We start from the raw sequence: 17,518 nt of genomic DNA on the forward strand, positions 1-17,518 counted from the left end.
GGAGGCTGACCATAAGGCGGTTGTCCCTGCGGAGGCTGACCATAAGGCGGTTGCCCCTGTGGAGGTTGGTTTGGATATTGAGCCATGGTATCTCCTTTCTGTACGGAAGAATTCCGACTCACTCTAATATTGGAAAACAATTATTCCTGTTTCAGAAAAACACTCTTAACATAATTATAGCGCAAAACATGTGTCTGTAAAGCCATATATGCTATTGAAAGCGTTGGAATCCACGTCTCAATATGTCAAGACCGATAATAAAGAGCATTATTAACACTAATCGGTTAAAAAATCCGGCTTATTTCATCTCTTTATTAACCAATTAGGTCAAACTGCTTATTTCGGCGTTATTGGACAACCTGTATAATTCAATTTATAGTGCATTTACCAGAGGGTATATATCATAGATGCAGATTAGCATATGATTTTGCTTTTAAAATAAATGAGAGGCTTGTATGACGATTGCGCCTGATAGAACTCGGCAATTGCCGATGGTTGAGAAAAAGCGGGTGGTCTGCCCGCACGATTGCCCTGATACCTGCCTTATGAATGCAACGATACAGGACGGGCGGGTTATCAAGGTTGAAGGTGACGAGGAAATGCCTTTTACAGGGGGTTTCCTGTGTATCAAAACCCGCTATTATCAGGAACGCATTTATAGTCCTATCCGTATAACAACTCCTCTAAAACGAGTTGGCGCAAAAGGCGCGGGCGAATTTACTCCGATTAGTTGGAATGAAGCTCTGGATATTATTGTCGAGCGTTTCAAGGCGATAATTGCCGAGTATGGCGCAGAAGCAATTTTGCCGTTCAGCTATGCGGGAAATATGGGCAAGTTGGCGTATGCCAGTATGGACAGACGCTTTTTCCACTATATGGGCGCGAGCCTGCTTGATCGTACTATCTGCTCAACCGCAGGAGGAGTGGGCTATACCTACACAATGGGCGCGAAAATCGGCACCGACCCTGAGACGGTTGGGGAAAGCAAGCTCATCATTGCGTGGGGCGCGAACCCGGTTTCCAGCAATGTCCATTTGATGCCATTTATAAACGAGGCAAGAAAGCGTGGCGCGAAATTTGTGGTAGTTGACCCACATCGTAGCAAAACCGCCGAGCAAGCAGATTTGGTTATCCAACCCTACCCCGGCACAGATTCAGCGTTGGCTCTTGGTATGATGCGGGTGATTATTAATGAGAATTTATACGATAAAGCCTTTGTCGAGCAGGATACACTCGGTTTCGAGCTTTTGCGCGAGCATGTTCAGCAATTTACCCCTGCGTATGTGGAAGCAATTACTGGGGTTAGGGCTGTGCAAATGCTTGATTTTGCGCGAATGTATGCCACCATCAAACCCAGCTTTATACGGCTTAATTACGGGTTGAACCGCCACACCAACGGCGGAATGATGGTGCGTACAGTTGCTTGTTTGCCTGCTCTGGTGGGGGCGTGGGGTGTGCCGGGCGGTGGCGCATTGCTTAGCGCTGGAGGCGATTTCCCGCTAAATCTGGCAGCTTTAGAGCGTGCCGACTTGCTAAACCGCCACCCTAAAAGACCGCGCACCATCAATATGATTAAATTGGGCGAGGCGTTGTTGGAATACAACAATCCGCGTGTGATGGGTCTATTTGTCTATAATTGCAACCCCGCTTCAGTTGTGCCTAATCAGACAAAAGTGATAAAAGGGTTGGAACGCGAAGACCTTTTCACCGTGGTTCACGAACAGGTTATGACCGATAGCGCACGCTACGCTGATATTGTGCTGCCCGCGCCCACCATTTTTGAAGATACCGATATTTTTGCCGCATACGGGCATCTGTATGTGCAGCTAAACCGCCCTGTAATAAATCCGGTAGGCGAATCAAAGCCCAACATCGAGGTATTTCGCTTGCTGTCACAGCGCATGGGCTTTGTTGACCCTTGCTTTAATGATAGCGCGGAGGATATGATTCGTCAGGCGCTTACCAGTAAAGACCCGCGCCTCGAAGGGATAACCTACGAGCGTTTGGAGAAAGAGTCGTTTGCGCGTCTCAATCTGCCTCGCCCCTATGTCCCCTTTGCTGATGGCAAATACCCCACTCCCAGCGGTAAAATAGAGTTCTACAGCGAGCGCATGTTGCGAGACGGTCTCGACCCTCTTCCGAATCATAATCCTTCGGCTGAAAGCGCGGATGGTTCGCCTGAATTGTTCAGCCGTTATCCGATTCGGTTGGTAACACCCGCTGCCCACCATTTCCTCAACAGCAGTTTCGCCGATATGCCCACCATGCTCAAGAAACAGCGGTTTCCTACCCTAGAATTGAATAGCAGTGATGCGGAGGAGCGCGGTATTCAAAATGGGGATTGGCTACGCGCTTTCAATGGTCGGGGTCAAGCCTATTTTGTAGCAGAAGTGGGCGATTCGGTAACTCAAGGGGTTGCTTGCCATCTTAGCATTTGGTGGAACAGCCGAAGCCCAAAAGGCTGGAATTGCAATGTACTAACCAGTGACGCTGAAGCCGATATGGGAAAAGGCGCAACTTTTCACACTAATCTAGTGCAGGTAGAGCAAGCCTCTCGAACACTTACCGTTGATGAAATTACGGCTATGCAAGCTTTATACGAGAGAAATTAGCTCTTATAATTAGGGAGGTTATGACTAGAGGAATGCCCGAATTTAGGAATTGCGCGAAATTTCGGCGCAAGAATAGAAACTTTTGGGACAGCTTGGCGTTTAATACTGTATACACAACCGAAATTTGCAACACCAATAGCGAATTATGAAACATTGACAAAAAATTCACGTATATATCTATGAAAGTTGCCGCATAAGTGGATTACTTCTGTTATAATAGCATTGAGTAAATCTAAAAAAGCTTTCTGCTTGTTAACATAAATCTTAATTTTCTAACAATGGGTTCTTCGCTAAACTGGAAATTACCTCTATCCAGCAAATAAAACTATTGCCCCGACCAAGTTTGTTTCACGCCGGTGTGGTACTCCGATGATGGGTTATAGGTTAAAGTTTCATATTCAGATTCTCAACCTGTAACCTTCAAGCGAATGACTTATTTGATATAAAGTTCTGTTTTTTAATTTGAAAGGATATTTTAATGGCTTTTGTGAAAAGACCTACCGGTCCTAGATGCCCGGGCTGTGGGAGAATATTTCAACCGCGTGTATTACGCGATGGTAACATGTCCCAAAGTTGTGGGCAAACCTCTTGCGTCGCATTGATAAATCGCCGCAAAAATGTACAGTTTGACCGAAAAGTGGGTCCACGCTCTTTAAGCAACGTAAATTAGTCGTATTCAATAAAATCATATCAGGGTACTGAGTTTCGCATACCGCGATACTTATTATTTAGTGTTGGAGTAGTACAAGTAGTATGGCAAAACCTATTCAGATTATTATTTATCGTATTACCGGAAAGCAATTTTTCTTTAGTGTTTCAGATGAAATGTGCGAAGAATGTGAATTGACCATCGGGCTAACTAAAAGCGTGCTGAAAGAATTGGGTGTTGGTCAGAATGACCCGCGTGTTAAACTCATAGTCAAGCCTTGGATTGAGTTTTCGCTTGAGGCGTTGGCTAAAGGGGGCTGGCACGCTCCGGTACTTATGATTGATGGCTCTATATTTACGCAAGGTATTATTCCTCACCGAACAAAGCTAAAAGAACGGCTTGCCCAGGAGCTTAAACGCTTTGGAACCGGGCAAATGCAAGAGGATTCAATCGCAGGTTAATAAAATTAGCCCCTATGCTAGGCGAAAGGGGCTTTTTAATATTGAGATTAGCCTATACCTCGACCACTTTTGTGCATATGCGGGGCTGTAGATATTTTCTGGTGCAAAATGCTCAGGGTGGTTCACTGAGAGATTGGTCTGGTGGCAGCGTAACTGTTGGCAGGTTGATGCGCTTTCCCCAGATGAATTACTCCCGCCAGTTCTATAGACCAACCCTCTTTTTCAAGCTCTTGGCGAAGCTCAGCAAAGGGCTGGAAATTGCCAGAACGGGAGGTTTTCATACTTACAACCAACCCATCATCAAGTACCAGACTTTCAATTTCAAGCACCCTGTCTTCTGCATCGCAGTGAATTAATTGTTTGTCATATTGCATAATTAGGCTAACTTAGATAGAACCAACGTCTCAATATTACTGTATAAATTGAGACTATTTGAAATCATAGGTGTATTCAGGCGCATGCTCTTTAGAGAACGCCCTTTCTTGATAATGTTCCGGTAAGTAACTTCGTCAATCATCAAACTGTTATCCACTACCTTTATACCATAAACGGGAGACTTCTGGGTATTTGCTTCTACTTAACAAACTTCCGGCGACTGCGACTGCTTCACTCGAAAAGAGATGGAATAACTTCTACCATCGTGTTATAATCGCTGGAATAGATAGAAATTGTTATATCCATAGAAATGGATAATGGTTATGCTAAGTCTTGATCTTCAAAAGCTACAAATATTTTGTGAAGTAGCCCGACAACGCAGCTTTACCAGAGCAGCAGAAGCATTGTATTTAACCCAACCAACCGTTAGCCAGCAAGTGCAAGCCCTCGAACGTCAGATTGGGGTACGCCTCTTTGAGCGACTCGCCAAAGAAGTTTATTTGACTGAGGCGGGGAAGGTGCTTTACGCCAAAGCCGTAAACCTGCTATCGCAAGCTCAGGAGACTGAGCAAGCGGTAAGGGAAGCCGCCGGGATTTCGGCTGGCAGACTTGATTTGGGAGTTGGGGTAACTCTGGCGACTTATGTGTTGCCCGAATTATTGCGCCGTTTCAAATTGAGTTATAACTCACCTAGCAATGGGGCAGTTAAATTTGAAATTGCGCTTGGTAATACCGAAACCCTTGCTCAGAAGTTATTGAAGAATGAAGTTGACCTCGCGTTGGTGGGAACTCCAATGGAGCCTCATCCTTTGCTGGAAATCCACCCTTTCCTAGAAGATAAATTAATTATGATTTGCAGTCCCGCTGATGGATGGGCGATGGAAGGGCGCAACAGCGTTAATCTCAGCGAGATTGGGAATCGCACCATGTTAATTCGGGAGCGTGGTTCGGCATTGCAAGCGTTTGCTTCTCAAATGCTGGAAGTTGCCCATACCCAAGCGGAAAATTATTTAGTAATGGCAAATCTCGAAGCGATAAAACGCAGTGTGGAAATTGGTTTGGGCGTGGCGATTATTCCCGCTCTTTCTATTAGGCGCGAACTTGAGTCTGGTAGGCTGCATGTGATGGATATTGATGGCGCAAAGGCAGGACGCACTTTTGTTTACGCCCATCATAAAGATAAAGAATTGACTCGCCCGGCACGCGCTTTTCTCGAAGTTATCAAAGCCTACGCGGGTTATTCTATTGCAGTTGAGGCGGAAGCATGACGGTTTCTGACCTCAGACAGGGCAGAACAGATATTTATCTAATAGGGATTACCGGAAACATCGCCTGTGGCAAAAGCGCGGCGCTGGAAATGTTGCGTAGGCGCGGCGCTTACAATGTAGATGCTGATACCGCCGTTCATCGCATCATGGCTCCCAGCGGCAGCGCGTATGCGCCTATTGTGGCACATTTTGGCAAAGAAATACTTCAGGCTGATGCGCCCAATCCTGCCCCGATAGACCGACGTAAGCTCGGCGCAATTGTTTTTGCAAATCCTCAAGCACTGCGCGAATTGGAACAACTTACTCACCCGTTGGTTAGAATAGAAATCCTGCGGCAGCTTGTCGAAGCTACTTCCCATATTGTTGTAATAGACGCTATAAAGTTGCTAGAAAGCGGCTTAGCGGATAATTGCGATACCATTTGGGTAGTAACTTGCGCTTCTGAAATTCAACTTGAACGCTTGATGCGCCGCAATAATTTTTCTGTGGAAGAAGCCCGCTTGCGGATAAACGCGCAACCGCCCCAATCGGAAAAAATTGCTCGCGCAGCAGTAGTAATTGATAATAGCGGTACTCTGGAAGAAACCGAACGGCAGGTTGAAGAAGCCTGGCGCAAAATACCCCTTACCTTTCGAGGAGGTTAACTGTGGCTCTTTATCTTGACTCAGCCAGCTTGAGCGATGCCCAAGAAGCGGCAGGTTATGGGTTCGTAGCGGGAATTACCACTAACCCTACGTTGTTGGCAAAGGAAACTTCTGCCCCTTTTGAGCATCTCAAAAAAATGACGGCTGCTTTTCCCGGTCCGGTATTTTATCAGCTTATTGCTTCTACACCCGAAGAAATGGTTAAGGAAGCGTGGCAGGCGCATGCGGTTGCGCCGGGCAAAATCATCCTGAAAATCCCATGCAACCTCAACGGCTTGAAGGTAGTATCCCAAATGAGTCCGCAGGTTATATGCGCCGTTACTGCGCTTTTCAGTGTACAACAGGGTTGGTTGGCGGCTTTGGCAGGGGCGCGTTATGTGATACCCTATGTTAGCCGCACCGAAAGGCTGGGAGGCACCCCGCTAAAATTGGTTGAAAATCTGTCGCTCCTTTATCGGGAAAAACCATTTTCCACCGAGATTTTAGCTGCCAGCGTTAAAACACCAGAACAAGCGTTGGATACCCTGTTGGCGGGCGCACATCACCTAACTATTCCCTTGAGTCTGATAAATGAATTGGCGGAGCATGCGTGGAGTGTACAGGCAGTAGAAGATTTCAGCAAGTCTGCCAGCGACATGAAAAGCGCACCACCCGCTACCCCGTCCCTGAGCGAAAATGTGCGTGTGCCGTTTGATATGCTGGATTATATTATCGGCAAAATCCAGATTGAAGAACTGTTTGCTTCTAATAGCCAGCAAGATTTGAAGGCTTACATGGCGCAACGTGAGTTGGAAAAGCTGATTGAAGAAGACGAAATTACAACGCGGCTTGAGGAATTGAAAAAGAAGCTGGGCAAATAACCCAGCTATGCTTCTGTTATTTCTAACCCTTAATGGGCAATACCAAGCTCAAACTGGAATAGCGTCCATTCTATTCCGCGCAATGGCATTTGCGCCACACCGCTAAAACCCGCGTTTTTATAGTAGGCGTTTAATAAGGGATTTTTGGCGGGAGTATCTAGCCGCAAGTAACGCTTGCCTAGCGAACGGGCGTAGCCTTTAACCCAATCTAGAACTTGGCTACCCAAATTTTGCCCGGCAAACTCGCGCCGAATAGAGAAGGTGTGGAAATACAGGCAGTCTCCATCATCTTCTCCCCAGAAGTCAGGGTCAGAATGGATGAGCCTAAACTCACCTGCAATTTGCCCATTCATTCGCACCATCCAAAATTCCCCAGCTCCTATCTTCTGCACAATCCATTCTAGCTGAAATGGCAGGAGCCAGTGATTTTCTCCAAGGCTTGCCATCCAAGCGCGAGACTGTTCTAGCGTATCGCGGATTGCTACGGCATCGGGCAGAACGGCAAGCGCAATCTGTAGATTCATATCAGGCAAAGAGCGGTTCTTTCCAAGCTGCTTTTAATGCGCCAATATGCAAACGTAGCATAGTTGCGCTGGAAAGCCCTGTAATGGAAAACTCATCATCTTCCAGCACTACCCCAATGCGGGCAAAAACCGTTCCGTGCATTGCTGCTTCAAAAGCCTCTTTCTTGTCAGGCTCAACTTCTATAAGAAACCGGCTAGGCGTTTCGCTGAACAAGATTGCGGCATTGGTGCGGTCGCGCCTTAGCCCGGAATAGGGCAGATGAAGCAGGTCGAGGCGCATACCATAGCCTCCGGCAATGGACATTTCCGCCGCCGCTACCGCTAGACCCCCTTCGGACATGTCGTGACAGCTACTCACCAAACCTTCATGGATGGCTTTGGATAGGGCGCGGAAGTTGCGAAGGGCTGACCCTGCTTCAACTTTGGGTACTTCGCCCTCAATCAAGCCGTACAGTTTGCTGTAATAACTTGCCCCTAGTTCCGGGCGTGTTCGTCCAAGGATATAGATTAAATTTCCGGGCTGCTTTAAATCCATCGTAACCGCTCGTTCTACATCTTCAATTATAGAGATGGCAGAAACCAGCAGCGTACCGGGTATAGCAATACGCTTACCTGTCGCAGGGTCTTTGTACTCATTGTTCAAGCTGTCCTTACCGCTGATAAAGGGCAGCCCAAAAGCAAGCGCGTAATCTCGACAAGCCATAACAGCGCGGGTTAGTTCGCCTAATCGTTCCGGTACATTTGGGTTGCCCCAACAGAAATTATCCAGCAACGCCATATGCTTTATATCTGCGCCAACCGCTACGGCATTGCGTACTGCTTCATCAATAGCGCAAGCCGCCATGTGGTAAGGGTCAATTAAGCTGTAGCGCGGGTTAATGCCGTTTGAGATGACAAAGCCACGCTTTGAATCGGGCAAAGGGCGAATTACTGCGGCATCGCTTGGTCCGTCATTGGCTTGTCCCACCAATGGTTTTACTACTGTGCCGCCCTGTACCTCGTGGTCATATAGGCGTATGACCTGTTCTTTGCTGGCGATATTGGGGTCGGCTAGGATTTTGAGCAAAACATTTTCGTAGCCCTGATATGGACGGGAGTGTTCGTATTCGGCGCGGAGATTGCGCGGGCGAGTGGCGCGTCTTTGCCATCGTGCCGAAAGCTCTCGGCGGGGCAAGCCATTATGCAGGAAGTCCATTTTCAGGCTACCAACCGTGTTTCCGGCATAGTTCAGGGTTAGCAGATTATCGTTTGTAAACTCGCCTATAACAGTGGCTTCTACATTCTCAAGTTTACATAACTCCATAAATTTATCAAGCTTGGCTGGCTCTATTGCCAGCAACATGCGCTCTTGCGCCTCGCTCAACCAGATTTCCCAAGGTTCTAACCCGGCATACTTGAGCGGTATTTTCTCAAGCTCAACCCGTACGCCCGTATCCTTGCCCATCTCGCCTACGGCGCTGCTCAAACCGCCGCCACCGCAATCGGTAATAGCGCTGTAGAGCTTCAAATCACGCGCCTTAAGAATTAGGTCGAGGGTTTTCTTCTCCACGATAGGGTTGCCGATTTGCACCACGCTGCCCGCTTCAGCGGCGATTTGCTCACCGCCCAATTCAATGGAACTGAAAGTCGCGCCATGAATACCATCGCGCCCTGTGCGCCCACCCACTACTACCACCAAATCGCCCGGTTTGAGATTGCTAGGATGGCTGCCGTGTGGGGCAATACCCACCGTGCCGCAAAACACCAAAGGATTAGCCACATAACCGGGGTCGAACAGAATTGCGCCATTGACGGTGGGAATACCCATTTTGTTGCCGTAATCGCGCACGCCACCTACCACGCCATCAAATATGCGCTGTGGTGGAAGCACCTCGGAGGGCAACGTGGCGGGGTCGGTATTAGGCATACCAAAGCAGAAAATATCAGTGTTAGCGATAGGTTTAGCAGATACTGCCATAATATCGCGAATTACCCCACCTAACCCGGTATTAGCTCCACCAAAAGGCTCTAATGCGCTGGGATGGTTATGGGTTTCCGCTTTAAAACTCAGGTCGTAGTTGCGATCAAAGCTAATGATTCCGGCATTATCCACGAAAGCGGAGATAATCCACTTTTTGTTCATTTGGTGAGTGGGCGCAGCAATTCCCTCTTTGAACAAGCCGTCAATTATATTTTCTTCCACCACTGCTCCGGCGCTATCGGTTTCGGTGTAAGTGATACGCGCTTTAAAGGTCTTATGTACGCAATGCTCGCTCCAAGTTTGCGCCAGAGTCTCCAATTCCACATCGGTTGGGTCGCGCTGCTCTTGCCGGAAAAATGCCTGAATCGCTTGCATTTCCGCCAGATTCAAAGCCAACAACCCTTCGCGGGAGATTCGCTCTAATTCTGCTTCTGCCACCTCACGAATTGGGATAATACTCGCCAACCCTTTGGCGGAATGCTCGAAATGGAATTGATGTTCGAGAAATTTGCCGACATCCCCTGAAAGCGGTACGCTCTCCTGAATTAATTCGTTAATCAAATGTTGCCGCACATAAGCGGGGTCATTTTCTTTGAGTAGGTATAAATCGGCAGTACGCACGCGCTTAAGCGGAGGCAAATCCGCTTCATATTCCGCCAGCACCCTATAGCCGGTAAAAACGCTCTCGCCGGTGGTATCAGTAACGCCGGGGCGATAGGCGGTAAGCAGGGCAAAAGCTGCGCTCGAATCGTTCAAGCTTTTTAGCAAATCTTCTGCTAGCCCGATATTGGTTTCTTCTATAACCGGGTCGCTAAATAGGGTATCTGCCACCTTTCGGGTAGCGTTTTCCGCTAACTCGCGCTTAATTTCGTTTTCAAACTCAAGCAGATAAAGGCGCGAGCGGGAAATCACCAACCCGTTTGGGGAGTAATGTGTCAGTTCGGTGTGGTTTTGACTGGTTGCAACAGTCACGCAATAAATCATCTCTTTACACCTTTTTAGGAATTATTTCACTTTGGCAAGTTTACACTCGGCATCTATTACCAGCAAGCCTGTACCTGCGCCAAAACAACGCGCACACACCATCAGCGGTTCCCCACTTATAATAAAACTTTTTTCGGTGTGCGAGCAAATAGCGTGTTCTTTGCTCCAACTGAAATTGGCGATAGCCCTAAAGAACAGTATAGCGATACACCATCATATGTGGCATCAGTATATGTCCTAAAAAGACAAAAACCACCGTTACCTTGCCAACTAAACGGCGATTACAATGGGTACGGTGTATTGATAAATTCTTAGGTAACGCCATAGGTGGAATAGATGGTGTCCAGAAAAAAGATTAAAAATACAAAATATTGTGGTCTTAAATTTTCGAACACATCTTAACACGGCTTTAGGTGAGTCGCAACTTTGTTAATTATTGCAATAGATTGTAGGTTGTGGTAGCATAAAATTGATATTTATGACCTGAAGCATGGAATCAGGTTCGTATTTGAGGAGTATAGTTGAGTAAAAATACAGGTGTTATAATTTTAGCGGGTGGTCAGAGCCGTAGAATGGGTACTGAGAAAGCCTTGCTAAAATTTGAAAAGGACGGTCTGACTCTGCTTGAAATGGTAGTAGAGGCGGCTCGCCCGGTAGCAAGCGCCGGTATTGTGCTTGTTACAAACCAGCCAGAAAAGTACGAGTTTCTAAAACCAAGCCTGTCGGTAGTAGTAGATAACCAACCGGGTGGTGGTCCTTTGGCGGGTCTTGAGGCAGGTATAGAAGCTCTTACGGCACAACAATATCTTTTGCTGGCGTGCGATATGCCTTTTGTCCGAACCGAGTTGCTTAAAGGGCTGGTTGAATGGGAAGAAGAAGGCAAATCACGGGATGCGCTAGTGCCGTTGAACCCAGAGGGATTGCCTGAGCCACTTTGCGCTCTGTATAACGCAAGGGTATTAGCGGTTGTGAAAGAACATCTGGGCGAACATAGATATAAAATGTCCGACTTTCTTGCTTCGATAGTTACCCGGTACTTAGTAGGCATTGAGTTGGAACAATATGACCCAGCTTTACGCAGTTTCTTAAATTTTAATACCCCTGCGGATTTCGAGCGCTATAAAGCGGTTTTTAGTAAATAATAGCGCTTATCAATTCACTAAATTGGCATCTGACACAGGGAGTAGGGATATTATGTTCGAGTCCGAAACTATAGCCCAAGCAAAAGTGACTATCAAGGAGCTGTCAGAATTGACTCAGCTTCTAAACCGGGAGATAGAGGGGCTCAGCCCGAAGCTTTACGAGTTTAAACCTACGCCACAGGATTGGAGCGTAAAAGAGATTATCTGCCACATGCGTGATGTTGATGAAATATTTCATGAGCGTTGTGTGCGTATGGTGGAAGATGATGAACCGTTCCTTCGCTCTTTTAATCCCGAAGAATTGGCGGAAGAAAAAGGTTATTCGCGCCAACTCTGGGAAGAAGTGCTTCAGGAATGGGACACCAACCGAGCGCGTAACCTTGAGTTATTCAAGAGCTTAAGCCCTTTACAATGGCTGAAAGGCGCTTTTCATCAGGAGCGTGGGCATTTCAATGTGATGGATATTGCCTCCGCTTTGATAAGGCAAACTGAAGAGCATTTGGAGCAAATACGCAGTAACTTGAAAGTAGCGCATTCAATGTAAAACCGGTAGCCCCGATCGAGTCGGGGCTTCTTTGTATTCATTTATTATGAGGATGGAGTAATGGCTATTAGCGACCGTTTTGTTTATTCGGGTTTAACTTTTGACGATGTACTTTTGCTTCCCGCAGATTCGGAAGTTATTCCTGCTACAGTGGATGTTTCCACCAACCTAACCCGGAATATCAGATTAAAAATCCCGTTGCTAAGTTCTCCGATGGATACTGTTACTGAGGCGCGAATGGGTATAGCGTTGGCTCAAGAAGGGGGTTTGGGTGTTATCCATCGTAACCTTACGATTGAGCGTCAGGCAGAGGAAGTGGATAAGGTTAAGCGCAGTGAAGCGGGAATGATTCTTGACCCGATTACGCTTAAGCCCACCGCCAACCTGAGCGAAGGTTTAGCGATGATGGAGAAATTCCATATCAGCGGTATTCCCATTACTGACGACAAGGGTTTGCTGGTAGGTATTCTCACCAACCGCGATATTCGCTTCGAGGAAGATTTTAGCAAGCCCATCTCAGAATTGATGACCAATAAGGAACTGATAACCGCTCCGATGGGTACTAACCTTGATGAAGCCAAGAAAATCCTGCACCAATATCGCATCGAGAAATTGCCGATTGTGGATGAACACGGATTTTTGAAAGGTTTGATAACCGTCAAGGATATTCAGAAAAAGATAAAATATCCCAATGCTGCCAAAGACCATATTGGTCGGTTACTGTGTGGGGCGGCGTTAGGCGTTGGACGCGATATGCTGGATCGGGCTGCTGAACTGGTGCGCCACAATGTGGATGTGCTGGTGCTAGATAGCTCTCACGGGCATGCGCGGGCAGTACAGCGGGCAGTAACCCAGCTTAAAGAGAAATTTCCCAATGTGGCGGTTATTGCCGGGAATGTGGCGACAGGCACTGGCACTGAAGCGTTGATTAAAGCAGGCGCAGATGCGGTTCGTATTGGGGTAGGACCCGGCTCAATCTGCACCACTCGCGTGGTAACAGGCGTGGGTGTACCGCAGGTAACTGCGATTATGGAAGCCGCCGAGATTGGCGCAAAATATAATATCCCGGTTATAGCGGATGGCGGCGTGAAATACAGTGGCGATATTACTAAGGCATTGGCAGCAGGCGCAAGCTCCGTTATGATAGGTTCGTTGTTCGCAGGGGTAGAGGAAAGCCCCGGAGATGTGGTTTTGTTCCAAGGCGAGCATTTCAAGGAATATCGCGGGATGGGTTCGATGGGGGCGATGAAAGCGGGCGAGGGCGCACGCGAACGTTACCATCAGGACGAAGTGAAGGATTCGGTCAAGCTTGTGCCGGAAGGCATTGAAGGGCGCGTGCCATATCGCGGCTCTCTTAGCAATCTGGTATTTCAGCTAATGGGAGGCTTGAGGAGCGGTATGGGTTATGTGGGCGCAGGTTCGATTTATGAACTTCAAACCGTATCACGCTTCATGCAAATTACTTCTGCCAGCTTGAAAGAAAGCCACCCGCATGATGTAGTTATTACCAAAGAAGCGCCTAATTATGAGGTGAGATACCGAGATTAGCTTCAAAAAGACATATTAGAACATAAATGGACGGGCATACACCCGTCTTTTTTTGCGTTATAGACCTATAAAAAGATGTGTTTTGAAATCATTTGTATATTTTGTAACGATAATTTCCATGTTATAATTATTACAACTTGTTACTACTTCTGGTATCTGTTTATGTTATGTTCGCTACTTTCCAATGTGGAAAACATTGTAGTATTGTTATATTATTAATTCTGAATGAAGCAGTAAAACTTATTCTCGGTATGGGTGACATATGCATAATAACATTGAAGCTGAGCGTAGCTACCAACTCGATGCTTGGATTAACTCAAATCGCGAACAGATTCTGGTAGAAACAACACAGGCAATCAAACATTCCGATAACACCCATTTTCAAGATTTATCTGAAGAAGTTCTCTTTTACTTAACCGAACGTTATTTGCCCTTTAGTTGTTTCCAGCCTCTAAACGGTAAAGAATACGCTACGTTTGCCGCTTTTTCCCTGAAAAGGGGTGCTTGCCTTGAAGAAGAACTGAAAATACTCCGGTTATTCTATAGAACGCTTGAGTCCATAATCTGGCATGATCGAGAGTTGGAAATAAGTTTGCGCCAGTTTATGTGTGAGCGCATTCAGCTTACCGGAACATTAGTAAGCGCCGGGCTGACCACCGCTCATCTCAAATGCTTGATGAGTGGCAGCTATAATCAAGAGGCATTAAACGGTCAATCTGCCTGAGCATTACAGGCTGAGGTTACATCTGCAAATCAAGGAAAGCTAACGCAGAGCTAAGCATCTGCGCTTCGGTGTGGTAGCCGAAGTCTGACAGTATTTCGTCCAAACGGTAAATTTTACCTTCTAAACGCATACAGGCTTGGTAATGCAAAGCTGCGCGTACTTTTAATTCGTTCAGAATTCCACGCTTAATCAGATAATCTGCCACCAACACCTGCACTTTGTTGTTGTCGTAATATTCTTTCAGGGTTTTAATAGTTGCCTGTTTATTATTGGCACGTGACTTTTTTTCCACCAATTCATAGTATCTTTGCGCGATAATATTACTTGGATTGCGGCTTAAAATCCGATTGAGATACATTTTAGCTTCTTCTGGGTTGCAGGAAAGCCGCCCACACCAGATTAGCGCGGTTTCATTATAAGGCTCAAGCTCAAGCGCTTTCTGGAAATGTTCGAAAGCTGCTTCTTTGTTGTCATGATGATATTCGCAAATACCTAGCGCGAGTTGCTTACGGGTTGTTAAGGTGACAGCTTTATTATCGGTGACCATAATGTCTCTCCAATCATGGAAGTTAGAACAACAGCTTATATCTTTTAAGTGGAGAGTAAGCGAAGAAATAGCGGGTGAGGTTCTGCTTTAATGTTGGAAAAATACCCTTACTTGCTCCTTACTACTACATTAAATTTAACAGACCTCGCATTTTAATACTGTGATAGCCCTTTCTTTATTAATGTGACTGTTCGCACTTTTTGATATTATTTCCCGTAACCATTTGCGATAGGAATTGTAGGATTAAATGCCAAGTTACTCCACCAATTTTGCTGCTACTACCAGCGCATCATCTACCAGATATTGCAAAACCAGCCGTCTTTTCTGACCGGCAATAGGCGTTACGGGGCTGGCATCGGGCTGACCTGCTAGATTAAAACTTAGCTTGAATGGATGGCTCAAGAGTTGCTTAAGGCTATCCTGTGCTAGGCTAAGTTCGTTTTCGTTTTGCGCCTCCGCATAATAGCCTCCTGTCATTTCAGCCATCTGGCGCAAACTGGCGGCGGTTTGTGGGGTGGGGCGATAGCTGACCACATAAAGGTTCACGTCATATTCCAGCAAGCGATCCAGTATAAATGAGGGGCGTGTTACGGGGCTGAAATTATCGCCACCGGCAGTAAATAAGACCAGAGCTTTGCGCCCGCTACTTCCCTTAAATTGCTCTACCCCGTTGAGTAGCGCATCGAAAGTGGCGTTTGCTCCATTCGGGCGGTAGTTTTTCAAAGATTCGGCGATTTTAGTTGGGTCGCCGCCCAACTCTACCGCAATTTCCGCTGTGACGGCATAGCGCAGCAATCCCAATTTGCTTTTATTACTAAAGCTTGCGCTAATTTGGTTGATACTATCTTTGGCATGGTTCAGCACGGTCACAGTCATATTGTCGCTGGTATCGAGCGCAAATAGTGCTGTCAGAGGCTCAACTGTTTGCTCCAGCTTCATAACGGTTAATTCGCGTCCTTCTAGGTAAAGGCGTAAGCCCTGACTTTTTATATCCTGCACCGGCTTGTTATCACGATTGAGCGCATTGAAGAACAGGGTTATTAGCGGCTCTTTCGCGTTGAATTGCTGGAGCAAGAGCCTGCCGGGTTGGGTTTGTGGAGAAGTAGCGGTAACGGGTGCAACCGCCGCCGCGCTCGGTAAGCTAGTCGAGTGTAAGTTTGTTGCGGTAGGGCTAGAGAAGGTGGTAACAGGCGCAGTAGCGCTAATAAGAGGCGCCGTATTTTCGGTGGTGCTTGCCAGAACAACGGTTTCGGCTTTGCTTCCAAAGCTCCACCAGTTTTGCGATACCCCGATGATAGCCCCCGCAACTAGCGCCACTACCAGCGCTGCTGCTACACCCCACAGCCAATTACGCCGGGTAGGGTAGTGCTTCCGGTGAGCTACCGCCAGTTCATCACGTAACGCCTGAAAATTAGGGAAACGCCGTTGTGGCGTAAGAGCTAGACCTCTTTCGAGTGTTTTAACCAATTTGCGCTCAAGTGAATGTCCGTTATGCTCGAACAGCAATGCCCTTCCACGATTGCGATATTGCGTAAGACCCTCAATATCGGCGGTAATCATAAAATAGAGGATGGCGCAAACGGTAAATTCATCGCTGCGTTGGTCTCTATCGGAACGCTTGTTATATTCAGGCGGTAAAAACAAATGGGCATATTCGGGCGCGGGCGCATCTACAAATTCAAAATCAGGCTCTAGCTCGCCATTAGCCGATACTGTTATATCGTGCAGACCATGTGCGCCTGTTCCCAACCAACATTTAGCCTGTTTTTTCGGGTAATATGCCAGCAAATTGTCGCACAGGCTCAAAATTAAATCCAGTGCTTCGGCTTCAGGGATATTGCCTACCTGTTCAAGAAAACTAGCGAGCGCGATATTCTTCAGGTTGGCAGGGGTGCGATGGTATTCTTGCCTATCTTCTATCAGATGGTCGGGCTGCTCTTTAAATTGCGAGTCGGCGCTATAAAGCGCAAAGCTGCCGTTATAGATATGACGCGCAAGCAGTTTGCGCCCGTTGTCAGTCAGTACATAGGGTTCATAAAGTGACTTTAACTTGTGGGTTTTGCCCTGCGCTCTAGCGATTTTTTTATCTGACGCTGTGGGTTCTGCGGTTTTGCCGGATTCGATAACTGCCAATCCGGTCTCTTCGGGGGCAATTTCGCGTACTTCTGCGTTTATCACCTCATCAGGGGCGGGGTAAAAGCTAGTTCCCATGTTGCCAAGCTTGATTTCGACTCCCGTTTCAGGAGTTGGCAAATCTTGCAGCGGCTCAGGGATTTGAGGCGTATCTGCGAACTTTTCCAAACCAATCAACGCATTGCGATTATTGGGGTTGAGTGCCAGCGCTCGCTCGAAGCACTCTTTTTTCCGCTCAGGTTCTTCCACTAAAGCTGCCATCCACAGCCATGCTTTTTCGTTGGCGGGGTCTTTGTATAGGGAAAGACCAACTAAGCGACGCGCTTCTGCCTTGCGTTTGGCTTTGAAAGCGACAATGCCCTGCTCGAGCAGCAAATCTGACTTGCCGGGTGGCATGCTCTTACCTCATTCTTTTGGAATCAGTTTGGAAATAGAAAAATGTCCGAAAAGCACGGGGACCCGAAAGTTAGCCTAGTTTAATACTTTATAGCGGAAAGGTCAATATCAAGAGGGTTCTTAGTTTTAACAGGCGATTTTTAGGCA

At 47.0% G+C, this 17,518-nt stretch carries 14 protein-coding genes; 9 read left to right on the forward strand and 5 right to left on the reverse strand.

Annotated features, from left to right (window positions below; all coding sequences use genetic code 11):
* Window positions 1-455: 455 nt before the first annotated feature.
* Both WCK19_RS04990 and WCK19_RS04995 read left to right on the forward strand, forming a co-directional pair.
* Window positions 456-2,612 carry a molybdopterin oxidoreductase family protein gene (locus WCK19_RS04990; protein ID WP_342396266.1) on the forward strand — a complete coding sequence of 719 codons (2,157 nt, stop codon included), beginning with the start codon at window positions 456-458 and terminating at the stop codon, window positions 2,610-2,612.
* A 753-nt stretch (window positions 2,613-3,365) separates the two neighbouring features.
* Entirely contained in the window at window positions 3,366-3,722 is a 357-nt protein-coding gene (locus WCK19_RS04995; RefSeq protein WP_342396267.1) for a hypothetical protein, read from the forward strand.
* 122 nt (window positions 3,723-3,844) lie between these two features.
* On the opposite strand, the gene WCK19_RS05000 is transcribed toward WCK19_RS04995, so the two are convergent.
* A complete protein-coding gene (locus tag WCK19_RS05000) occupies window positions 3,845-4,051 on the reverse strand; it encodes a hypothetical protein (protein WP_342396268.1) in 207 nt (68 codons plus the stop codon).
* Window positions 4,052-4,420: 369 nt separating this feature from the next.
* Here WCK19_RS05000 and WCK19_RS05005 point away from each other — a divergent pair, with 369 nt between their 5' ends.
* The 3 genes from WCK19_RS05005 to WCK19_RS05015 are packed head-to-tail and all read left to right on the forward strand — an operon-like array spanning window position 4,421 to window position 6,869.
* Entirely contained in the window at window positions 4,421-5,365 is a 945-nt protein-coding gene (locus WCK19_RS05005) for a LysR family transcriptional regulator (RefSeq protein ID WP_342396269.1), read from the forward strand.
* The gene (gene coaE / locus WCK19_RS05010) at window positions 5,362-6,009 is read left to right on the forward strand and encodes a dephospho-CoA kinase (RefSeq protein ID WP_342396270.1); all 648 of its coding nucleotides are present in this window, start codon (window positions 5,362-5,364) and stop codon (window positions 6,007-6,009) included. The genes WCK19_RS05005 and coaE overlap by 4 nt, the downstream gene beginning before the upstream one ends.
* A 2-nt stretch (window positions 6,010-6,011) precedes the next feature.
* Entirely contained in the window at window positions 6,012-6,869 is an 858-nt protein-coding gene (locus tag WCK19_RS05015; RefSeq protein ID WP_342396271.1) for a transaldolase family protein, read from the forward strand.
* A 29-nt stretch (window positions 6,870-6,898) separates the two neighbouring features.
* Here the strand turns inward: WCK19_RS05015 and WCK19_RS05020 are convergent, their stop codons facing one another.
* The gene (locus tag WCK19_RS05020) at window positions 6,899-7,393 is read right to left on the reverse strand and encodes a GNAT family N-acetyltransferase (protein ID WP_342396369.1); all 495 of its coding nucleotides are present in this window, start codon (window positions 7,391-7,393) and stop codon (window positions 6,899-6,901) included.
* A gap of 1 nt (window position 7,394) precedes the next feature.
* Window positions 7,395-10,325, reverse strand: coding sequence for a phosphoribosylformylglycinamidine synthase subunit PurL (purL, locus tag WCK19_RS05025; protein WP_342396272.1), 2,931 nt, complete (start codon window positions 10,323-10,325; stop codon window positions 7,395-7,397).
* 533 nt (window positions 10,326-10,858) lie between these two features.
* Between purL and WCK19_RS05030 the strand changes: the two genes are divergently transcribed.
* The 4 genes from WCK19_RS05030 to WCK19_RS05045 all read left to right on the forward strand — a co-directional run bounded on the left by WCK19_RS05030 (window position 10,859) and on the right by WCK19_RS05045 (window position 14,295).
* Window positions 10,859-11,479, forward strand: coding sequence for a molybdenum cofactor guanylyltransferase (locus WCK19_RS05030; RefSeq protein ID WP_342396273.1), 621 nt, complete (start codon window positions 10,859-10,861; stop codon window positions 11,477-11,479).
* A 52-nt stretch (window positions 11,480-11,531) separates the two neighbouring features.
* Entirely contained in the window at window positions 11,532-12,023 is a 492-nt protein-coding gene (locus tag WCK19_RS05035; protein WP_342396274.1) for a DinB family protein, read from the forward strand.
* A gap of 60 nt (window positions 12,024-12,083) precedes the next feature.
* A complete protein-coding gene (guaB, locus tag WCK19_RS05040; RefSeq protein WP_342396275.1) occupies window positions 12,084-13,571 on the forward strand; it encodes an IMP dehydrogenase in 1,488 nt (495 codons plus the stop codon).
* Between the two features lie 262 nt (window positions 13,572-13,833).
* On the forward strand, window positions 13,834-14,295 hold the full coding sequence (locus tag WCK19_RS05045) for a hypothetical protein (protein WP_342396276.1): 462 nt from the start codon (window positions 13,834-13,836) through the stop codon (window positions 14,293-14,295).
* Window positions 14,296-14,311: 16 nt separating this feature from the next.
* Here the strand turns inward: WCK19_RS05045 and WCK19_RS05050 are convergent, their stop codons facing one another.
* Both WCK19_RS05050 and WCK19_RS05055 read right to left on the reverse strand, forming a co-directional pair.
* Window positions 14,312-14,842, reverse strand: coding sequence for a hypothetical protein (locus WCK19_RS05050; protein WP_342396277.1), 531 nt, complete (start codon window positions 14,840-14,842; stop codon window positions 14,312-14,314).
* A 255-nt stretch (window positions 14,843-15,097) separates the two neighbouring features.
* Window positions 15,098-17,371 carry a VWA domain-containing protein gene (locus WCK19_RS05055; RefSeq protein WP_342396278.1) on the reverse strand — a complete coding sequence of 758 codons (2,274 nt, stop codon included), beginning with the start codon at window positions 17,369-17,371 and terminating at the stop codon, window positions 15,098-15,100.
* Window positions 17,372-17,518: the final 147 nt, after the last annotated feature.

Origin of the sequence: Candidatus Chlorohelix sp. (assembly GCF_037138995.1) — a bacterium.
Classification (GTDB): Bacteria; Chloroflexota; Chloroflexia; order Chloroheliales; family Chloroheliaceae; genus Chlorohelix.